This window comes from Streptomyces sp. NPDC090025 (genome assembly GCF_044748125.1).
Lineage (GTDB): Bacteria > Actinomycetota > Actinomycetes > Streptomycetales > Streptomycetaceae > Streptomyces.
On sequence record NZ_JBIVFL010000001.1, the window covers coordinates 696691 to 715290 of the forward strand.

The window sequence follows — 18600 nt, forward strand, 5'->3', positions numbered from 1 at the left end:
GGGGCTCCGGGGGCGGGGCCCGCGCGGCCCCGCCCCCACCCCGTCCGCTACTCCGCGAGCACCCCGCTACTCCGCCAGCACCCCGCGCAGCTGCTCAAGACCCCAGTCCAGGTCCTCCTTCGAGATCACCAGCGGCGGCGCGATCCGGATCGTCGAGCCGTGGGTGTCCTTCACCAGGACGCCCCGGGCCATCAGCTTCTCGGAGATCTCCCGGCCGGTGCCCTTCGTCGGCGTGATGTCCACGCCCGCCCACAGGCCGCGCCCGCGCACCGCGTCCACCGCGCCGCCGCCGACCAGCAGGCCCAGCTCCGCGTGCAGGTGCTCGCCCAGCTCGGCGGCCCGGGCCTGGTACTCGCCGGTCCGCAGCATCGCGATCACCTCCAGGGCCACCGCGCAGGCCAGCGGGTTGCCGCCGAAGGTCGAGCCGTGCTCGCCCGGCCGGAACACGCCGAGGACCTCGCGGTCCGCGACCACCGCCGACACCGGCACCACACCGCCGCCCAGCGCCTTGCCGAGGATGTAGACGTCCGGCACCACGCCCTCGTGCTCGCACGCGAAGGTCCTCCCGGTCCGGCCGAGACCCGACTGGATCTCGTCGGCCATGAGCAGCACGTTCCGCCGGGCGGTCAGCTCGCGCACCCCCGGCAGATAGCCGGCCGGCGGCACCAGGACGCCCGCCTCGCCCTGGATGGGTTCGAGCAGCACCGCCACCGTGTTCTCGGTGACGGCCGCCTCCAGGGCGGTCAGATCGCCGTACGGGACGATCTCGAAGCCCGGCGTGTACGGGCCGAAGTGGTCACGGGCGTCATGGTCGGTGGAGAACGAGACGATCGTCGTCGTGCGGCCGTGGAAGTTGTTCCCGGCCACCACGATCTTCGCGTGCCCGTCCGGCACGCCCTTCACCTCGTACCCCCACTTGCGGGCGGTCTTCACGGCCGTCTCCACGGCCTCCGCGCCGGTGTTCATCGGCAGCACCGCGTCCTTGCCGCACAACTCGGCGAGCTGGGTGCAGAAGTCGCCGAACCGGTCGTGGTGGAAGGCCCGCGAGGTCAGCGTCACCCGGTCGAGCTGGGCGCGGGCGGCGTCCAGGAGGCGGGGGTTGCCATGGCCGAAATTGAGCGCGGAGTACCCGGCGAGCATGTCGAGGAAGCGGCGCCCCTCGACGTCGGTCATCCACGCCCCTTCGGCGGAGGCGACCACCACCGGCAGCGGATGGTAGTTGTGGGCGCTGTGCGCGTCCGCGGCAGCGATCTCGTCTTGCGTCTTCGACACGGTCCTCGACACGGGATCTCCGTTCGTCCTGCGGCTGGGGAGGGGTGTGGCTCCCTTTTCTTATCGTCGCTCGCATGCCGGACGCGGAAACCTCTCTTCACGGCGCGCCCGCTACGCTGGCCCCACGCGCGGCGACTGGCGAACGGGGAAGCGACCCCGGGGGAGCCGTGCGGGCAGACCGTACGAGGTGCCGCCCGCCTGGGCATCACGGAGACCGCACAGGTCCCGTGGGCGCCGACCGGGCGCCACCAGCGGGGCCTCCTGCCCCCAGGAGCACACGCCATGAACCCGCCCGCCACCCCCTCGTACGCTCCCGAGCCGCGGCATCCCGCGCTCGCCGCCGCCGACCCCGAGCTCGCCGCGCTCGTCGGCGCCGAGGAGCGGCTCCAGGCCGACACCCTGCGGCTCATCCCCAGCGAGAACTACGTCTCCGCGGCCGTCCTCGAAGCGTCCGGGACCGTGCTGCAGAACAAGTACAGCGAGGGCTACCCCGGCCGCCGCTACTACGAGGGCCAGCAGAACATCGACCAGGTCGAGACGCTGGCGATCGAGCGCGCCAAGGCCCTCTTCGGCGCCGACCACGCCAACGTCCAGCCCTACTCCGGCTCCCCGGCCAACCTCGCCGTCTACCTCGCCTTCGCCCGCCCCGGCGACACCGTGATGGGCATGGCGCTGCCGATGGGCGGCCACCTCACGCACGGCTGGGGCGTGTCGGCGACCGGCAGCTGGTTCCGGGGCGTGCAGTACGGCGTCCGCGCGGACACCGGGCTCATCGACTTCGACCAGGTCCGTGAGCTGGCCCTGGCCGAACGGCCCAAGGTGATCTTCTGCGGTGGCACCGCGCTGCCCAGGACCATCGACTTCGCGGCCTTCGCGGAGATCGCCCGCGAGGCGGGCGCGGTGCTCGTCGCCGATGTCGCCCACATCGCGGGCCTGATCGCGGGCGGCGCCCACCCCTCCCCGGTGCCGCACGTCGACGTCGTCTCCACCACCACCCACAAGACCCTGCGCGGCCCGCGCGGCGCCATGCTGATGTGCCGCGAGGAGCACGCCAAGGCGATCGACAAGGCCGTCTTCCCCGGCCTCCAGGGCGGCCCGCACAACCAGACCACCGCCGCCATCGCCGTCGCCCTGCGCGAGGCGGCCCGCCCGGACTTCCGGGACTACGCCCACGCGGTCGTCGCCAACGCCAAGGCACTCGCCGAAGCGCTCCTCGCCCGCGGCTTCGACCTCGTCTCCGGCGGCACCGACAACCACCTGATCCTGATGGACCTCACCCCGAAGGAGGTCCCCGGCAAGATCGCCGCGAAGGCCCTCGACCGGGCCGGGATCGTCGTCAACTACAACACCGTCCCCTACGACCCCCGCAAGCCCTTCGACCCCTCCGGCGTCCGCATCGGCACCCCGTCGCTCACCTCGCGCGGCCTGGACGTCTCCCACATGCCGCGGGTCGCCGACTGGATCGACCGCGGGGTCGCGGCGGCGGGCAAGGGCGACGAGGCCGCCCTCGCCGTGATCCGCGCGGAGGTCGCGGAACTGATGGCCGCGTTCCCGGCGCCGGGCCTGCCGGTGTAGCCGGAGCGGAAGCCGGAGCGGACTCCGCCCCCGTCCCCGCCCCAGCCCCCGTCCCCGCCCCAGCCCCCGTCCCCGCCCCAGCCCCCGTCCCCGCCCCAGCCCCCGTCCCCGCCCCAGCCCCCGTCCCCGCCCCGGCGGCGCTCCCTAGACTGGGCCGCCGGGGAGGGAACACATGGATCGCATGGATACGGATGAGGGCGGGAACGTGGGCGCGCGGGCGGGGGAGACTCCGCTGGTCGCCGCCGCGCGGGCCGGGGACCTGTTCCGGGTGACGGTGCTCCTGGAGGAGGAGGACGCGTCCGGCCACGGCTGGGACGACGACGAGCGGGCGGCCGCGTACGCCGCCGCCGTCCGGGCGCACCACGGGGGCATCGCCGAGCTGCTGCTCATGCGCGGGGCGGAGGCAGGCCGGTGCGCGCCGGACGAACTGATCCCGCTGCGCGAGGCGGTCGACTCGGGTTCGCCCGCGCTGGTCGGGGCGCTGCTGGCCGCCGGGATCCGGGACCGGTACCCGGCGGCCGAGCTCGCGGAGCTGCGCGCGCTCGCGGCCGGGTGGTACGAGACGGGGACCGCGGCCGGACTGCGCCGCCGCACCGGCTCGCCGGACGAGCCGGTCCGTACCCGGGTCGAGGACGACGAGTACAGCACGGTCGACGAGTTCACCCTCGGCGGCCTGACCGTCCGGGACGGACACGCGGCGATCCTCACCGAGCTGGAGGAACGGCTCGGCATCCGCACCCCGTGCGACGAACTCGTCGGGCGCGCCCTGGCCCACGACAAGGACCACCCGGCGTGGGGACGGTCCGCGATCCAGCTGTCGACCGACCGGCGCCCGGAGGCATGGGCGGCGGCCCGGACCCTGCGCGGCGACGCGGACCCGGCACGGCGGCTGTTCGGCGCCGAACTGATGCGGCTCCTGGAGCTCTTCGGGGAGACCCACGACGAGGAGTTCTGCGTCCTCGCCGTGGCCGCCCTCACGGACTGGGCGGCCGAGGAGACCGACGCCGCCGTCCTCGCCGAGGTCCTCGACGGCCTCCACTCGTACGCCGGGCCGCGCGCCGAGGCGGCCCTCCTGGCGCACGTCGGCCACCCCGACGCCGCCGTCCGGCGCGCGGTGGCCATCGGACTCGGCACCCCCGCGGAGTCCACCCAGCTGTCCGACGGGGCCCGGACGGCCCTCCGGACCCTGCTGCGCGACCCCGACGCGGACGTACGAGCCTCGGCCTGCCGCAGCGTCGGCGGCGCCAGGTCCGGCGGCCCCGCCCTGACCGACCCGCTGGCGGCCCTCCTCGACGACCCGGAACGCCGGGTCCAGCTCGCCGCCGTCCATGCCCTCGCCCTCCACGAGGACGACCGCTGCCTGGCGGCCGCGGACCGGCTCGCCCCGGCCCGCCCGGGCTTCCGCAGCGAGGAGAACGCCAGTCTCGACCTGGCCTGGCGCCACCGCCGACGCCGCGAGGGCGGCTGACCACCCAGGGGCGTCCAGGAGCGCGAGCGCGAGGTGCACCGGCCGCTGCCCGCCGCCCCGGTCACCGTCCACGCCGCCGCGCCCCGCCGCTGACCCGGGCTCCGGCGCGGCCCGCGCCGCCCCCGGCCCCCGCGAACCCCGCGTCCCACAGGTCGCACGGGCCCGTCCGGAACCAGGGCGCACACCTGAGAGAATGATGAGCATGGCCTCTGACCGACCCCGGGTGCTCTCCGGTATCCAGCCCACCGCAGGCTCGTTCCACCTCGGCAACTACCTCGGCGCCGTGCGCCAGTGGGTCGCGCTGCAGGAGTCCCACGACGCCTTCTACATGGTCGTCGACCTGCACGCGATCACGGTCCCGCAGGACCCCGCCGACCTGCGCGCGAACACCCGGCTCGCCGCCGCCCAGCTGCTCGCCGCCGGTCTCGACCCGGACCGCTGCACCCTCTTCGTGCAGAGCCACGTGCCCGAGCACGCCCAGCTCGGCTGGGTGATGAACTGCCTCACCGGCTTCGGCGAGGCGTCCCGGATGACGCAGTTCAAGGACAAGTCCGCGAAGCAGGGCGCCGACCGCGCCACGGTCGGTCTCTTCACGTACCCGATCCTCCAGGTCGCCGACATCCTCCTCTACCAGGCCCACCAGGTCCCGGTCGGCGAGGACCAGCGCCAGCACATCGAACTGACCCGCGACCTCGCGGAGCGGTTCAACGGCCGGTTCGGCGAGACCTTCACGATCCCGGCGCCGTACATCCTCAAGGAGACGGCCAAGATCTACGACCTGCAGGACCCGTCGATCAAGATGAGCAAGTCGGCGTCCACCCCCAAGGGCCTGATCAACCTGCTCGACGACCCGAAGACCACCGCCAAGAAGGTCAAGAGCGCGGTCACCGACACCGACACCGTGATCCGCTTCGACCCGGAGCACAAGGCGGGTGTGTCGAACCTCCTGACCATCATGTCCGTTCTCACCGACAGGACGGTCGCGGACCTGGAGGTGGCGTACGACGGCAAGATGTACGGCGCGCTGAAGACCGACCTGGCCGAGGTCATGGTGGACTTCGTCACGCCGTTCCGGACCCGCACCCAGGAATACCTGGACGACCCGGAGACGCTGGACTCGATCCTCGCCAAGGGCGCCGAGAAGGCGCGCGCGGTGGCGGCCGAGACGCTGGCGCAGGCGTACGAGCGGATCGGGTTCCTGCCCGCGAAGCACTGACGGGCCGCAGCCGCGGGCCCTGGCCGGTACGGAGCGTCACGGAGTCCTAGGGCCCTGGCAGAAAGGGTGGTGCAGGCCGCACACTGGCGCTGCACCACCCGCACGACAGACCCGGACGACGGACAGCCGAACGATGGAGGAGAACGACGTGGGGACCGTAACGCTCGGCGTTTCGATCGCGGTCCCGGAGCCTCATGGCAGCCTGCTCCAGGAGCGGCGCGCGGGCTTCGGGGATCCCGCCGCGCACGGCATCCCGACCCACGTCACCCTGCTCCCGCCCACTGAGGTCGACGAGGCGCGGCTGCCGGAGATCGAGGCGCACCTCGCCGCGATCGCCGAGGTCAGCGAGCCCTTCGAGATGCGCCTCGACGGCACCGGCACCTTCCGGCCGCTCTCCCCGGTCGTCTTCGTGAAGCTCGTCACGGGCGCCGCCGGCTGCGACGCCCTCCAGCAGCGGATCCGCGACGCCGCCGGACCGGTGCCGCGCGAGCTGCAGTTCCCGTACCACCCGCACGTCACCGTCGCCCACGGCATCGCCGAGGAGGCGATGGACCGGGCCTTCGCCGAGCTCTCCGGCTACCGGGCCGACTGGACCTGCGGTTCCTTCGCGCTGTACGAGCAGGGTGCCGACGGCGTGTGGCGCAAGCTGTACGACTACGAGTTCGGCAGCGGCCGCCCGATCGCGGCCGTGCCCGCGCAGAGCGGCAGCCCGCTCGACGCCCCGGCGCCCGCCACCGCGGGCTGACCCGGACCGTACCCGGCCCCGGTCGCTCCGCGCCGCCGCTACACCGGCAGGCGGCGGAAGACCGGCCGCGGCACGTGCCGCAGCGCCGACATCACCATCCGCAGCGCCCCCGGCACCCACACCGTCTCCGAGCGCCGCCGCAGGCCCAGCTCGATCGCCGTCGCCACGGCCTCCGGCGTGGTCGCGAGCGGCGCCTCCGCCAGGCCCTCCGTCATCCGGGTCCGGACGAAGCCCGGCCTGACCACCATCACGTGCACCCCGGTGCCGTGCATCGCGTCGCCGAGACCCTGCGCGAACGCGTCGAGCCCGGCCTTCGACGAGCCGTAGATGAAATTGGCCCGCCGGGCCCGCTCGCCCGCCACCGACGAGAGCACCACCAGCGAGCCGTGCCCCTGCGCCTGGAGCGCCTGGGCGCACACCAGGCCCGCCGAGACGGCGCCGGTGTAGTTGGTCTGCGCGACCCGGACCGCCGCGCCGGGGTCGGACTCGTCGCGGACCTGGTCGCCGAGGACCCCGAAGGCGAGCAGCACCAGGTCGATGTCGCCCTCGGTGAAGATCTTGCCCAGGCGCTCCTCGTGGGACTCGGTGTCCAGGGCGTCGAAGGGGACGGTGTGCACGGCCGCGCCGAGCGCCCGCAGCGAGTCGGCGGCGGCGGTCAGGGCGGGGGACGGGCGGCCGGCCAGCCACACCGTGCGGGTGCGGCGGGCGATGAGCCGGCGGGCGGTGGCCAGCCCGATCTCGGAGGTGCCGCCGAGAACGAGCAGGGACTGGGGTGCGCCGAAGGCGTCCTTCATGACGTTCAGCCTCCAAGGGACGTGGGGGAGGGGCGGGAAGGTGAGGGGACGGGACGGGACCGTGGGGGACGGCGGGGGACGGCAGGGGACAAGATCGGGGGATCAGGGGGGATCACGGGGATCAGAGGGCGAGGCGGCGGGCCAGGTCGGAGACGAAGACGCCGCGCGGGTCGAGGGCCGCCCGCAGCTCGCGGAAGTCGGTGAGCCGCGGATACATCGCGGCGAGCAGTTCGGGCCGCAGCCGGGAGTCCTTGGCCAGGTAGACCCGGCCCCCGGCGGCGACGACCTCCTCGTCGAGCTCGTCGAGGAACGCGCCGAGGCCGCTGAGCGAGGCCGGGATGTCGAGGGCGAGGGTCCAGCCGGGCATCGGGAACGACAGCCAGCCCGGGTCGGCCGCGCCGAACCGCTTCAGGACCGCGAGGAACGACGGACAGCCGCGGGTGGCGATCCGCCGGACCACCCGGCGCAGCGTCTCCTCCTGCCCGTGGCCGACGACGAACTGGTACTGGACGAAGCCGCCGCGCCCGTACACCCGGTTCCAGTGCGGCACCCCGTCGAGCGGGTGGAAGAACGACGAGAGCCGTTGCAGCCGCCCGGTCGAGTGACGGGGGGCCTTGCGGTACCAGAGCTCGTTGAAGAGTCCGACGCTCGCGCGGCCCAGCAGCCCCTCGGGGACGTACGCGGGGGCGGCGGGCAGCCGTCCAGGACGGAAGGCGAGCGGTTCGCGGCGGGCCCGCCGGGCGCGGACCGGGAGCGCGTCGTACGGGGCGTGGTCGCCGCGGGTCAGGACCGCGCGGCCGGTGGCGGAGCCGCGGGCGAGCAGGTCGATCCAGGCGACCGAGTAGCGGTAGCGGTCGTCGTTCGCGGTCAGCCGGGCCATCAGGTCGTCGAGGTCGGTGGCCCGTTCGGTGTCGACGCTCATCAGCGAGGTCTCGACCGGCAGCAGCCGCAGCGTGACGGAGAGGATCACGCCGGTCAGACCCATGCCGCCGGCGGTCGCGTCGAACAGCGGGGTGCCGGGGGCCACCGTACGGACCCGGCCGTCGGCGGTGAGCAGGTCGAGCGCGACGACATGGCGGGCGAAGGAGCCGGAGACATGGTGGTTCTTGCCGTGGATGTCGGCGCCGACGGCCCCGCCGACGGTCACGTACCGGGTGCCGGGGGTGACCGGCACGAACCAGCCGAGCGGCAGCAGCACCTCCATCAGGTGGTGCAGGCTGACGCCCGCGTCGCAGACCACCAGGCCCGCCTCGGCGTCGACGGCCCGGATCCGGGCGAGGCCGGTCATGTCGAGCACGGAGCCGCCCGCGTTCTGCGCGGCGTCGCCGTAGGCCCGGCCGAGCCCCCGGGCGATCGACCCGCGCGCCCCGCAGGCGAGCACGGCCGCGGCGGCCTCCTCGTACGTCCGGGGCCTGATCACCCGCGCGTGGGTGGGCGCGGTGCGGCCCCAGCCGGTGAGCGTGTCGATGTCGATGTCGGCGATGTCGGTGTCGACGTCGGTGCCGATGTCGGGGGCCGTGTCGGCGTCGTCGATGTCGGTCTCGGCTGCCATGGAGTGACCGTATAGCCGGGAGTGTCGCTTATGTCGCATTGCCGGGTGGTTCGTCGAAATGGGTGATTAAACGAGTGTCAGGAAAGCGACCCGACCCGTAGGGCACCTCCGCCCGTCAGAGTCACCCCTGGTTGACGGCGGGACGCGAAACGGCGGCGGCAGGAGCAGGAGGCGTACGGGCATGGTGCGACGGTCCTCGTGGACGGCCGAGGCGCGGACGCCCGGCTCATCCGGCTCATCCGGCTCATCCGGCTTGTGGGCTCCCGGGGCCTGGGCCGCCGGGGCCGACCGGCGGATCCTCGGCGTCGTGCGCGCCACCGGGCGGCGGCCCGGGGTGGCCGCGGTCGCCAAGGGGCTCTCGTACGGCGGCGAGCACGGCGCCCTGTGGATCGCCGCCGGGCTCACCGGCGCCGCCCTCGACCGGGCCCGGCGGACCGGCTGGCTGCGCGGCACGGCGCTCGTCGGGGCCGCGCACCTCGCCACCATGGCCGTGAAGCGGGTGGTACGGCGCCCCCGCCCGGCGGCCGACCGGTACGTGCCGCTGGTCCGCACCGAGGGCCCGCACTCCTTCCCCAGCGCCCACGCGGGCACCGCCGTCGCCGCGGCCGTCGCCTTCACCGCGCTGCACCCACCGGCCCGCCACCTCACCGTCCCGGCCGCCACCGCGATGTGCCTCTCCCGGCTCGTCGTCGGCGTCCACTACCCGACCGACGTCGCCGCGGGCGCGCTGCTCGGCGCCGCCACGGCGGCCGCGGGCCGGGGCTGGCTGCGCGCGGCACCCGGAGGCCGCCGTGACTGAACCGACCACCGTGACGGCGATCCTCGTCGACACACCCGCACCCGCACCCGCACCCGTACCCGCGTCCGCGTCCGCGTCCGCCGCCGGGCGGCGCGGACCGCTCGCCCTGGTCCGCGGCCTGGTGCGGACCGCGCGGCCCCGCCAATGGGTCAAGAACGGCCTGGTCGTCGCCGCTCCGGTGGCCGCGGGACAGCTCGGCTCCTGGCCCAACGCGGCCCGGCTCGGCCTGGTCTTCGCCCTGTTCACGGCCGCCGCGTCCGCCGTCTACCTGGTCAACGACGCCCGCGACGCCGAGGCCGACCGCGCCCACCCGGTGAAACGGCACCGCCCGGTCGCCGCCGGCCTGGTCCCCGTACCCCTCGCGTACGCCACCGGCGCCGCCCTCGGCACCGGCGCGGCCCTCGCCGCCGCCCTGCTCTGCAACCCGATGACGGCGCTGCTGCTCGCCGCCTACCTGGCGATGCAACTCGCCTACTGCGTCCGCCTCAAGCACGTCCTGGTCGTCGACCTCGCCGTCGTCACCACCGGCTTCCTGATGCGCGCGATGATCGGCGGGATCGCGCTCGGCATCCCGCTGTCCCGCTGGTTCCTCATCACCACCGGCTTCGGCGCGCTGTTCATGGTCGCCGCCAAGCGCTACTCCGAGGCCGTGCGGATGGCGGACGCGGAGGGCGCGACCCGGGCGCTGCTCACCCAGTACACGACCGGATACCTGCGGTTCGTCTGGCAGTTGGCGGCCGGGGTCGCCGTCCTCGGCTACTGCCTGTGGGCGCTGGAGAGCGGCGGCGTCGCCCACGGCGCGCTGCTCCCGTGGCGCCAGCTGTCCGTCGTCGCCTTCGTGCTCGCGGTGCTGCGCTACGCCGTCTTCGCCGACCGGGGGACGGCGGGCGAACCCGAGGACGTGGTGCTGCGCGACCGGCCGCTGGCCGTGATCGGCCTGGTGTGGGCGGCGATGTACGGCATGGCGGTCGCCGACCTGTGAGCCGCCCACCGGTGCTCCGGGACAGGGGTCGGCTGCGGGAGGTGGGCGGCTTCGCCGTCGTCGGGCTCGCCGCGTACGCCGCCGACCTCGCGGTCTTCCTCTGGCTGCGCGGCCCGCTCGATCTCGGCCCGGTCGCCGCCAAGACCGCGTCCTTCCTCGCCGGTTGCACCGTCGCGTACCTCGGCAACGCGCTCGGCACCTACCGCCGCCGTACCGTCGGGTTGCGCGAGTACGCCGTCTTCTTCGCCGTGAACCTCGCCGGAGCCGCCGTACAACTCCTCTGCCTCGCCGCCTCCCACTACGGCCTCGGCCTCACCTCCGCGCGCGCCGACACGGTGTCAGGACTCGGCGTGGGCATGGTCCTCGCTACCTGTCTGCGATTCTGGGGTACCAGGACCCTGGTCTTCGCGACCGGGACGGACCCGACCGGGACGGACCCCGCCACCGAGGAAGCCGAGGAAGAGGCGCGCACGTCATGGACTGGCTGACCAAACTCCCCGTCATCGGCCCCTGGATCAGCAGGCTGATGCGCACCCACGCCTGGCGCGCGTACGAACGCCTCGACGAGGTCTACTGGAGCAGACTGGCCGCCGCCATCACCTTCCTCAGCTTCCTCGCGCTCTTCCCGCTGATCACGGTCGCCGCGGCGATCGGCGCGGCGTTGCTCTCGACCGAGCAGCTCGACAAGATCGAGGCGAAGATCACCGACCAGGTGCCGGGCATCTCCGACCAGCTCGACATCGGCGGCCTCGTCCACAACGCGGGCACCATCGGGCTCGTCGCCGGTGGCGTGCTGCTGTTCATGGGCATCGGCTGGGTCGGCTCGATGCGCGAGTGCCTGCGCGCGGTGTGGGGCCTGGACGGGGTGGACGAGGGCAACCCGTTCGTCCGCAAGGGCAAGGACACGGTCGTGCTGCTCGGCCTCGGCGGGGTGATGCTGTGCTCGCTCGCCGCGTCCTGGCTCGGCTCCACCGCCGTCGGCTGGACCGCCGACCGGCTCGGCATCGCCCACAAGGGCGCGGGCGGGATGCTCCTGGAGGCCGCCGCGCTGCTCGTGGCGGTCGTCGCGGACTTCCTGATCCTGACGTACGTGCTGACGCTGCTGCCCGGCGTCGAACCACGGCGCCGCGACCTGCTGGTCGCGGCGCTGATCGGCGCGGTCGGCTTCGAGCTCCTGAAGCTGCTGCTCGGCGGCTATATGAAGGGCGTCGCCGCGAAGTCGATGTACGGGGCCTTCGGCGTGCCGGTGGCCCTGCTGCTCTGGATCAACTTCACGGCGAAGCTGCTGCTGTTCTGCGCGGCGTGGACGGCGACGGGCCCGGCGGCCCGCGGCGAGGTCACGGAACCAGCGGAGCCCCGCCCGACGGAGCCGGGGACTGACCCTGCTCCCGCTCAGGGCCCTGCGCCGACGTCTCCTGCTCCGACGCCCCCTGCTCCGAAGTCGCCCGATCCGGCGTCCCGGCCGACCGGCGGCGTCCCGAACCCGCCAGCGGCCAGCGCCGGTTGACCAGGAACGCGGCACCGGCGAGCAGCACCAGCGCGCCGCCCGCGAGGGCGAGCGCGGTGCCGACGCCGCCGGACTTCTCCTCGGCCGCGGCGGCCTGCCGGGTGCCGGTCGGGGCGTTCTTGCCGGGGGCCGGGGCGCTGCCGTCGGCGGACCAGCCGCCGGCCGCGCTGCCCGGGTCGGTCAGCGACTTCGGCCGGACCAGCTCGCCGACCGGCGTCACCTTGCCGGAGGCGGCGAACCCCCAGTCGAGGAGCCGCGCGGTCTCCTTGTAGACGGCGTGCGCCTCCTTGGAGTCCGGGTTCATGACGGTGACCAGCAGCACCCGGCCGTTGCGCTCGGCGACGCCGGTGAAGGTGGCTCCGGCGTGCGTGGTGTTGCCGTTCTTGACGCCCGCGATGCCCTGGTAGGCGGGGACGCCGATGTCACCGGTGAGCAGCCGGTTGGTGTTCTGGATCTCGAACGTCTCGCGCTTCTTGCCGGGCTTCTGCTCGCCGGGGAACTTGGCGCGGGCGGTCGCCGCGTACTCGCGGAAGTCCGTCTTCTGCATGCCGCTGCGGGCGATGAGCGTGAGGTCGTACGCGGAGGAGACCTGGCCCGGGGCGTCGTAGCCGTCCGGGGACTTCACATGGGTGTCGAGGGCCTGCAGCTCCTCGGCGTGCGCCTGCATGTCCTTGACCGTGTTGCCGATGCCGTTGTTCATGGCGGCCAGGACGTGGACGGCGTCGTTGCCGGAGCGCAGGAAGACGCCGAGCCACAGGTCGTGGACGCTGTAGGTCTGCTTCTCCTTGATGCCGACCAGGCTGGATCCGGCCCCCATGCCCGCGAGGTCGCTGGGCAGCACGGTGTGGTTCTGCGTCTTGGGGAACTTCGGCAGCAGGGTGTCCGCGAACAGCATCTTGAGCGTGGAGGCGGGGGCCAGCGGCCAGTGCGCGTTGTGCGCGGCGAGCACCTGCCCGCTCTCCGCGTCGGCGACCATCCAGGACCGCGCGGTCAGCTCCTTGGGCAGCACCGGGGCCCCGGGCAGCAGCTTGACCTGGGTGCCGGGCTGCGACAGCAGCGTGCCGCCGACGCTCGACATCCGGGCCGGGGGCTGGGGCTTCGGCGCCTTGCCGTCCGCGTGCGCGGGGGCGGCGGCGAGCAGGGGCAGCAGCGCGGCGGCGGCGGTCGCCGCCAGGGCGGCCTTCGCGGTCATCTTCGAAGCGGACACGACCGAGAACGTACCTCCCCGTCGGCCCCGCCCCGACACCGCGGCCCGATTCCCGGCCACCGCGCCACCCGTCCGCAGTCCCTCGCGCGGTCCCTCGTGCGAGCCGGGGGCGGCCTCGGGACGGGCGGCACGGGGGGCGGGGAGGGTACGGGCGGCGCGGGGGAACGTCTTCATGCGTACGAAGACGGCGGAAAGCCCGGTACGGATCCCTCGCCGGGTGTCCGATTCGACTCACTCGCGCCCCACGCGTGGCTCACCGCTGCCGCGCCGCGCCGGTGCGGTGGGCGCGGACGCCCCGCAGGCCGAGCACGCCGACCGCCGTGCCGAGCAGGAAGGAGGTGACGGCGAGCGTCAGGTGCACCCAGAAGTACGCGGTCGGGTCCCCGGCGTCGTCGAACGCGAGCCCGCTGCCGTCCTTCCAGAGGTTCTTCACGAAGGTCACCCAGATCACCCAGGACCAGGCCCCGAACGCGAGCAGGAACCAGGAGGAGCGACGGCTGAGCTTCATGGGGTGTCCTTCGGGAGGGGGAGGCGTGCCCTGCCAGTATCGAACCGGCGCTCCGGCGGTGTGCCGGAGGGGCCGGGTACCCGGCTGGGTACGCTGGCCGCCGCGGTGGGGCAGGTGCGGGTTTCGGAGGCGGGGTTCGTGGGCGTGGTCGTGTTCGTGCTGGTCCTGGTGGTGGTGCTCGGCCTGCTCGCGGCGGTGCACCGGTATGTGTGGGTGCGCCTGGTGCGCGACCTCACGGCGCCGCGCGGTGCCGCCCGGCGGATCGGGACGGCCGTCGTGGTGGCCCTGCCGGTCCTGTCGGTCGCGGCGCTGGTCTCCGGACGCGCGGACGCGCCCTTCACCCTCCAGCGGATCGTCGCCTGGCCCGGCTTCCTGTGGCTCGCGGTGCTGCTGTACCTGACCCTGGCGCTCGTGGTGACCGAGCCGCTGCGCCCGCTGCTGCGCCGCCGGCTGGCGCGCCGCGCACCCGAGGCGGAGGCCGTGGCCGAGGCGGAAGCCGTGGCGGAGAACGTGGCCGTGGCCGTACCGGAGCAACCGGCCACGGCCCCGGCCCCGGCGCCCGAGGAGGCCCCGGCCCCCGCGCCCACGGTCGGCGCGACCGGCCCCGACCTCGGCCGCCGCCTCCTCGTCAACCGGCTCGTCACCGGCGCCGCCGCCGCGGCCGCGCTCGGCACCGTCGGGTACGGCACCTACGGGGTGCTGCGCGGGCCGCGCGTGAAGCGGGTGACCGTGCCGCTGGCCAAGCTGCCGCGCGGCGCGCACGGCTATCGCATCGCGGTCGTGTCGGACATCCACCTGGGCCCGATCCTGGGCCGCGCCCACACCCAGCGGATCGTGGACACGATCAACGCGACCCAGCCGGACCTGATCGCGGTCGTCGGGGACCTGGTCGACGGCACGGTGACCAACCTGGGCCCGGCCGCCGAACCACTGGCCCGGCTGCGCGCCAGGGACGGCGCCTTCTTCGTCACCGGCAACCACGAGTACTTCTCCGGCGCCGACGCCTGGGTCGACCACGTCCGCGAACTCGGCCTGCGCCCGCTGCGCAACGCCCGGGTCGAGATCGGCGCGGGCTTCGACCTCGCCGGGGTCGACGACGTCGCGGGCGAGAGCGAGGGCCACGGCCCTGACTTCGGCAAGGCACTCGGGGACCGCGACCCGGCCCGTACCGCCGTGCTGCTCGCGCACCAGCCGATCGTGATCGACGACGCCGTCCGGCACGGCGTCGACCTCCAGCTCTCCGGCCACACCCACGGCGGCCAGCTGTGGCCCGGCAACTACCTCGCCGAACTGGCCAACCCGACCGTCGCCGGGCTCGAACGCTACGGCGACACCCAGCTGTACGTGTCGCGCGGCGCGGGCGCCTGGGGACCCCCGGTCCGGGTCGGCGCGCCCTCCGACATCACCGTCGTGGAGCTGGCCTCCAAGCAGGCGTGAGAGCTGCTGTAAAGCCCGGTTTGAGCCTCGGTGTCACGCTGTGCGCTGCGCCGGATACGTACCGCTCAGTCCCTGAAATCCCTTATCCCTGGACATATGCGTGCGGTGTGAAGGTTTACTCTTCCGCTTGTGAAATGGGTGTGATTGGCTGACGCCATCGCTGTGGGCCAGGAGCTCCGGCGACAGGGGTGGGAACGCACAAAGGAAGCACGTTTCATGCGGTCGACGGTCCGTCTGCGCATTCTGATCACTTGTGGGGTTCTGGTAGCCGCGGGCGTCGGAGGATGGCAATTGCTGCCGTCCGACGAGGTGCGGACCGACCCGATCGCCGTCGGCACCACGGACGAGGTGACCTCGCTGGATCCGGCCGGCGCCTATGACGCCGGTTCCTGGGCGATGTACAGCAATGTCTTCCAGTCACTGCTCACGTTCAAGGCCGGCTTCACCACGCCGGTCCCGGACGCGGCCGAGAGCTGCCGCTTCGTCGGCACCAAGCTGACGACGTACGAGTGCACGCTCCGTGACGACCTGACCTTCGCCAACGGGCGCAAGATCACCGGCGAGGACGTCCGCTACTCGTTCGAGCGGATGCTGGCGATCAAGACGGACGTCGGTCCGCAGCCGCTGTTCCCGACCCTCAAGCAGGTCGTGGCGGAAGGCCAGAAAGTCACCTTCCAGCTCAGCGGCCGGGACGCCACCTTCCCGCTGAAGCTCGCGACCGGCGCCGGTTCGATCGTCGACCACACCACGTACCCGGCGAAGGCACTGCGCCAGGGCAACGCGGTCGACGGCTCGGGGCCGTACGTCCTCACGGCGTACGAGCCGGGCGTCAGCGCCACCCTGGAGCCGAACCCCCGCTACAAGGGCGCGATCACGAAGCCGGGCAAGCCGATCGTGGTCAAGTACTACAAGGAGTCCGAGGAGCTCGCCGACGCCTGGAAGAAGAAGGACGTCGACGTCACCCACCGGCAGATGCCGCCCGCCTTCCTCAACGCGCTGAACGAGGAGACCAGGAGCGGCACGAAGATCACCGAGGCGGCGAGCGCCGAGATCCGCAACCTCAACTTCAACGTGCGGGCCGGGACGCCGATGGCGAAGAAGGCGGTACGGCAGGCCGTCGCCGCCGTCATCGACCGTCCGGCCATCACCACCGGCCCCTACCAGAGCACGGTCGAGCCGCTCTACTCGCTGATCCCGCAGGGCTTCGTGGGCCACAGCACGGCCTTCTACGACGTCTACCCGGAGCCCGACGTGGCGAAGGCGAAGAAGCTGCTCAAGGCCGCGAACATCGACACCCCGGTGCGGTTCACGCTCGGCCACCGCAAGGACGCCACGTACGCCGCCGAGGCCGCCGAGCTCAAGAAGCAGCTGGAGGCGACCGGCCTGTTCAAGGTCGACGTCAAGTCGGTGATCTGGACGGAGTTCCAGAAGGAGTACGCGCAGGGCAAGTTCGACGCGTACACGGTCGGCTGGCTCCCCGACTTCCCCGACTCGGACAGCTTCACCGCGCCGCTCGTCGGCACGGACAACACGCTGCACAACGACTTCTCCAGCGCGACCATCGACTCGCTGATCGCCTCCACGCAGCAGTACAGCGACCGGGCGCGGGCGACCGGCGACTTCAAGGAGATCCAGGCCGAGGTCGCCAAGGACGTGCCGCTGGTGCCGCTGTGGCAGAAGAAGGACTACGTCCTGTCGAACGAGGAAGTGGCCGGCTCGCAGTACCTCTCGGACGGCACCGGCGTGTGGCGTCTGTGGGAGCTGAGCTGGATCTAGGCCCGTGCCTTTTGGATCAGGCCGGGTACGACAAGGGGCCTACTTGGCCACGGTGTTGCGCACCTTCGGTACGACGAACTCCTGCATCACGTCCACGGCGTCCCGCACCAGCGGCCGGACGACCTTGAAGCGGGACAGGCTGACGGCGCGGGCGACCATCGGCGTCACCTTCCGGGCGAACGCCCGGGTCCGCTCCGCGTCCTCCGAGGTGTCGAAGACCCAGTACAGGACGACACCCATCAGGAACAGCCAGAGCAGGTCCGGCAGCAGGGCGCGGAGCTCCCGGTCCAGCTTGGGGCCGACCTGGGAGCCTTCGAGCACGTCCCGGAAGATCTGCACGGCCTCCGCGCGCGCCGGGTGCGACTCGTCGGAGAACGGGCTGAGCGGGCTCCCCGGGTCCGCCGCCGTGCCGAAGAACTGGCCCGCGAACTGGTGGTACGGGCGCGCGCAGTCCACCCAGGTCATCACGGCGATCTCGAGCCGGTCCTCGAAGTCCTTGACGCCTTGGAGGCGTTCGTAGGTCAGGGCGGCGTGCTCGTGCGACATCCGGTCGTAGAAACCGGTGATCAGGGACGCCTTCGAGTCGAAGTAGTAGTAGGCGTTGCCGACCGACACGCCGGCTTCCTGCGCGATCGCCCGCATGGTGGTCTTGTCGTAGCCGCGCTCCTGGAAGAGCCGCATGGCCGTCTCCAGGATGAGCGCGCGGGTCTGCTCGCTCTTGGGCGCCTTGGTGGGGGCGTCCCGCTTCTCTTCCTTGGCGTCCTTGGCGTCCTTCACAGATGCTGAGCCTAGTCGGACCGGCGCGGTCCGCGACGCCGCCCCGTGCCCCGGCCGCCCGGCGGGGCCGAGCGCCGCACTCCGGGCGGCCGGTACCGGATTCCGGACCCGGCTTAAGGTCTGCACCATGACACTTGCTCACGATGTGACCGGCGACGGCACGTCCACCCTCCTCCTGCTGCACTCCGGCGTCTGCGACCGCCGCATGTGGGACGGCCAGGTCAAGGCCCTCGCGGCCGCCGGGCACCGAGTGGTCCGCTGCGACCTGCGCGGCTTCGGCGAGAGCCCGGTCGACGCGGCGCACGTCCACGCCGACGACATACGCGATCTGCTCGACCACCTCGGCATCGAGCGGGCCGCGCTCGTCGGCTCCTCCTTCGGCGGCGAGGTGGCCCTGGAGTTCACCGTCCGCCACCCCGGGCGCACCACCGCCCTCGCGCTGCTCTGTGCGGCCGCCCCGGGCCACCGGGCGGGTCCCGAGCTGCGGGAGTTCTTCACCCGCGAGAACGCCCTCCTGGAGGCCGGTGACGTGCCGGCCGCCGCCGACCTCAACGCCACCTTCTGGCTCGGCCCCGACGCCACCCCCGAGACCCACGCCCTGGTCCGCGCCATGCAGGCCCGCGCCTTCGAGCTGCAGCTCGCCGCGCCCGAGGAGTTCCGGGCAGGCGAGGTCGAGGTGACGGACCAGGACCTCGCCGCGATCGACGTGCCCGTGCTGCTCGTCACCGGCGGCCACGACGTCCCCGACTTCCGGGTCATCGCCGAGCGCCTCGCCGGTCTCTTCCCCGACAACCAGTGGATCGACCTCGACTGGGCGGGCCACCTGCCCGCCCTGGAGCGCCCCGAGGAGACCACCGGCCTGCTGCTCGACTTCCTGCCCTGAGCCGGGGCGGGGGGGGGGGGGGGGGGGGGGGGGGGGGGGGGGGCGGGGGGGGGGGGGGGGGGGGGGGGGGGGAGGGCGCGGGGGGCGGGGGCGCGGCCGCCG

General features: G+C 73.4%; 16 protein-coding genes, 1 pseudogene and 1 riboswitch. Of the genes and pseudogenes, 11 read left to right on the forward strand and 6 right to left on the reverse strand.

Translation table 11 applies throughout. The annotated features are described in order from the left end of the window. Window positions 1-66: 66 nt before the first annotated feature. Entirely contained in the window at window positions 67-1272 is a 1206-nt protein-coding gene (gene rocD / locus ACIPXM_RS03335) for an ornithine--oxo-acid transaminase (RefSeq protein ID WP_401651420.1), read from the reverse strand. A gap of 121 nt (window positions 1273-1393) precedes the next feature. After that, a riboswitch (ZMP/ZTP riboswitch) is annotated at window positions 1394-1483 on the forward strand. A gap of 71 nt (window positions 1484-1554) precedes the next feature. Here rocD and glyA point away from each other — a divergent pair. From glyA to ACIPXM_RS03355, 4 genes are all read left to right on the forward strand, one after another. Beyond that, complete coding sequence (glyA, locus tag ACIPXM_RS03340) at window positions 1555-2847, forward strand: serine hydroxymethyltransferase (RefSeq protein ID WP_401651422.1); 1293 nt, start codon at window positions 1555-1557, stop codon at window positions 2845-2847. Between the two features lie 172 nt (window positions 2848-3019). Beyond that, window positions 3020-4315 carry a HEAT repeat domain-containing protein gene (locus ACIPXM_RS03345; RefSeq protein WP_401651424.1) on the forward strand — a complete coding sequence of 432 codons (1296 nt, stop codon included), beginning with the start codon at window positions 3020-3022 and terminating at the stop codon, window positions 4313-4315. A 202-nt stretch (window positions 4316-4517) separates the two neighbouring features. Continuing rightward, entirely contained in the window at window positions 4518-5531 is a 1014-nt protein-coding gene (gene trpS / locus ACIPXM_RS03350; protein ID WP_401651426.1) for a tryptophan--tRNA ligase, read from the forward strand. Window positions 5532-5679: 148 nt separating this feature from the next. After that, window positions 5680-6276, forward strand: a complete 597-nt coding sequence (locus ACIPXM_RS03355; RefSeq protein ID WP_401651428.1) for a 2'-5' RNA ligase family protein — start codon at window positions 5680-5682, stop codon at window positions 6274-6276. Window positions 6277-6314: 38 nt separating this feature from the next. Here ACIPXM_RS03355 and ACIPXM_RS03360 read toward each other — a convergent pair whose 3' ends face one another. Both ACIPXM_RS03360 and ACIPXM_RS03365 read right to left on the reverse strand, forming a co-directional pair. Then, window positions 6315-7070, reverse strand: coding sequence for a decaprenylphospho-beta-D-erythro-pentofuranosid-2-ulose 2-reductase (locus ACIPXM_RS03360; protein ID WP_401651430.1), 756 nt, complete (start codon window positions 7068-7070; stop codon window positions 6315-6317). Between the two features lie 121 nt (window positions 7071-7191). Then, entirely contained in the window at window positions 7192-8622 is a 1431-nt protein-coding gene (locus tag ACIPXM_RS03365) for an FAD-binding oxidoreductase (RefSeq protein WP_401651432.1), read from the reverse strand. A gap of 307 nt (window positions 8623-8929) precedes the next feature. On the opposite strand from ACIPXM_RS03365, the gene ACIPXM_RS03370 reads away from it, so the two are divergent. From ACIPXM_RS03370 to ACIPXM_RS03385, 4 genes are all read left to right on the forward strand, one after another. Continuing rightward, entirely contained in the window at window positions 8930-9421 is a 492-nt protein-coding gene (locus ACIPXM_RS03370; protein WP_401651434.1) for a phosphatase PAP2 family protein, read from the forward strand. A gap of 106 nt (window positions 9422-9527) precedes the next feature. Then, window positions 9528-10403, forward strand: a complete 876-nt coding sequence (locus ACIPXM_RS03375) for a decaprenyl-phosphate phosphoribosyltransferase (protein WP_401652473.1) — start codon at window positions 9528-9530, stop codon at window positions 10401-10403. Window positions 10404-10414: 11 nt separating this feature from the next. After that, window positions 10415-10891, forward strand: a complete 477-nt coding sequence (locus ACIPXM_RS03380; protein ID WP_401651436.1) for a GtrA family protein — start codon at window positions 10415-10417, stop codon at window positions 10889-10891. Beyond that, window positions 10879-11910, forward strand: coding sequence for a YihY/virulence factor BrkB family protein (locus ACIPXM_RS03385; protein WP_401651438.1), 1032 nt, complete (start codon window positions 10879-10881; stop codon window positions 11908-11910). Before ACIPXM_RS03380 ends, ACIPXM_RS03385 begins: the two co-directional genes overlap by 13 nt. Here the strand turns inward: ACIPXM_RS03385 and ACIPXM_RS03390 are convergent. Both ACIPXM_RS03390 and ACIPXM_RS03395 read right to left on the reverse strand, forming a co-directional pair. Further along, a pseudogene (locus ACIPXM_RS03390) lies at window positions 11861-13102 on the reverse strand (D-alanyl-D-alanine carboxypeptidase family protein); the annotation flags it as partial. The gene ACIPXM_RS03385 and the pseudogene ACIPXM_RS03390 sit on opposite strands and share 50 nt — an antisense overlap. A gap of 268 nt (window positions 13103-13370) precedes the next feature. Further along, window positions 13371-13625, reverse strand: a complete 255-nt coding sequence (locus tag ACIPXM_RS03395) for an SCO4848 family membrane protein (RefSeq protein ID WP_401651439.1) — start codon at window positions 13623-13625, stop codon at window positions 13371-13373. 138 nt (window positions 13626-13763) lie between these two features. Here ACIPXM_RS03395 and ACIPXM_RS03400 point away from each other — a divergent pair, with 138 nt between their 5' ends. Beyond that, complete coding sequence (locus ACIPXM_RS03400; protein WP_401651441.1) at window positions 13764-15062, forward strand: metallophosphoesterase; 1299 nt, start codon at window positions 13764-13766, stop codon at window positions 15060-15062. A 216-nt stretch (window positions 15063-15278) separates the two neighbouring features. Then, window positions 15279-16838 (forward strand): ABC transporter substrate-binding protein, encoded by a 1560-nt coding sequence (locus ACIPXM_RS03405; protein ID WP_401651443.1) that lies wholly within the window; start codon window positions 15279-15281, stop codon window positions 16836-16838. A gap of 39 nt (window positions 16839-16877) precedes the next feature. Here ACIPXM_RS03405 and ACIPXM_RS03410 read toward each other — a convergent pair whose 3' ends face one another. Further along, the gene (locus tag ACIPXM_RS03410) at window positions 16878-17615 is read right to left on the reverse strand and encodes a TetR family transcriptional regulator (RefSeq protein WP_401651444.1); all 738 of its coding nucleotides are present in this window, start codon (window positions 17613-17615) and stop codon (window positions 16878-16880) included. Between the two features lie 127 nt (window positions 17616-17742). On the opposite strand from ACIPXM_RS03410, the gene ACIPXM_RS03415 reads away from it, so the two are divergent. Continuing rightward, window positions 17743-18498, forward strand: a complete 756-nt coding sequence (locus tag ACIPXM_RS03415; RefSeq protein ID WP_401651446.1) for an alpha/beta fold hydrolase — start codon at window positions 17743-17745, stop codon at window positions 18496-18498. The last annotated feature ends 102 nt before the right edge of the window (window positions 18499-18600 follow it).

What these genes read in the sequence shown, in the direction of transcription:
- ACIPXM_RS03345 (WP_401651424.1), top strand. Translation starts at nt 3,020, where the DNA reads ATGGATCGCATGGATACGGATGAGGGCGGGAACGTGGGCGCGCGGGCG.
- ACIPXM_RS03360 (WP_401651430.1), bottom strand. Translation starts at nt 7,070, where the DNA reads ATGAAGGACGCCTTCGGCGCACCCCAGTCCCTGCTCGTTCTCGGCGGC.
- ACIPXM_RS03365 (WP_401651432.1), bottom strand. Translation starts at nt 8,622, where the DNA reads ATGGCAGCCGAGACCGACATCGACGACGCCGACACGGCCCCCGACATC.
- ACIPXM_RS03385 (WP_401651438.1), top strand. Translation starts at nt 10,879, where the DNA reads ATGGACTGGCTGACCAAACTCCCCGTCATCGGCCCCTGGATCAGCAGG.
- ACIPXM_RS03415 (WP_401651446.1), top strand. Translation starts at nt 17,743, where the DNA reads ATGACACTTGCTCACGATGTGACCGGCGACGGCACGTCCACCCTCCTC.
- glyA (WP_401651422.1), top strand. Translation starts at nt 1,555, where the DNA reads ATGAACCCGCCCGCCACCCCCTCGTACGCTCCCGAGCCGCGGCATCCC.
- ACIPXM_RS03405 (WP_401651443.1), top strand. Translation starts at nt 15,279, where the DNA reads ATGCGGTCGACGGTCCGTCTGCGCATTCTGATCACTTGTGGGGTTCTG.
- trpS (WP_401651426.1), top strand. Translation starts at nt 4,518, where the DNA reads ATGGCCTCTGACCGACCCCGGGTGCTCTCCGGTATCCAGCCCACCGCA.
- ACIPXM_RS03395 (WP_401651439.1), bottom strand. Translation starts at nt 13,625, where the DNA reads ATGAAGCTCAGCCGTCGCTCCTCCTGGTTCCTGCTCGCGTTCGGGGCC.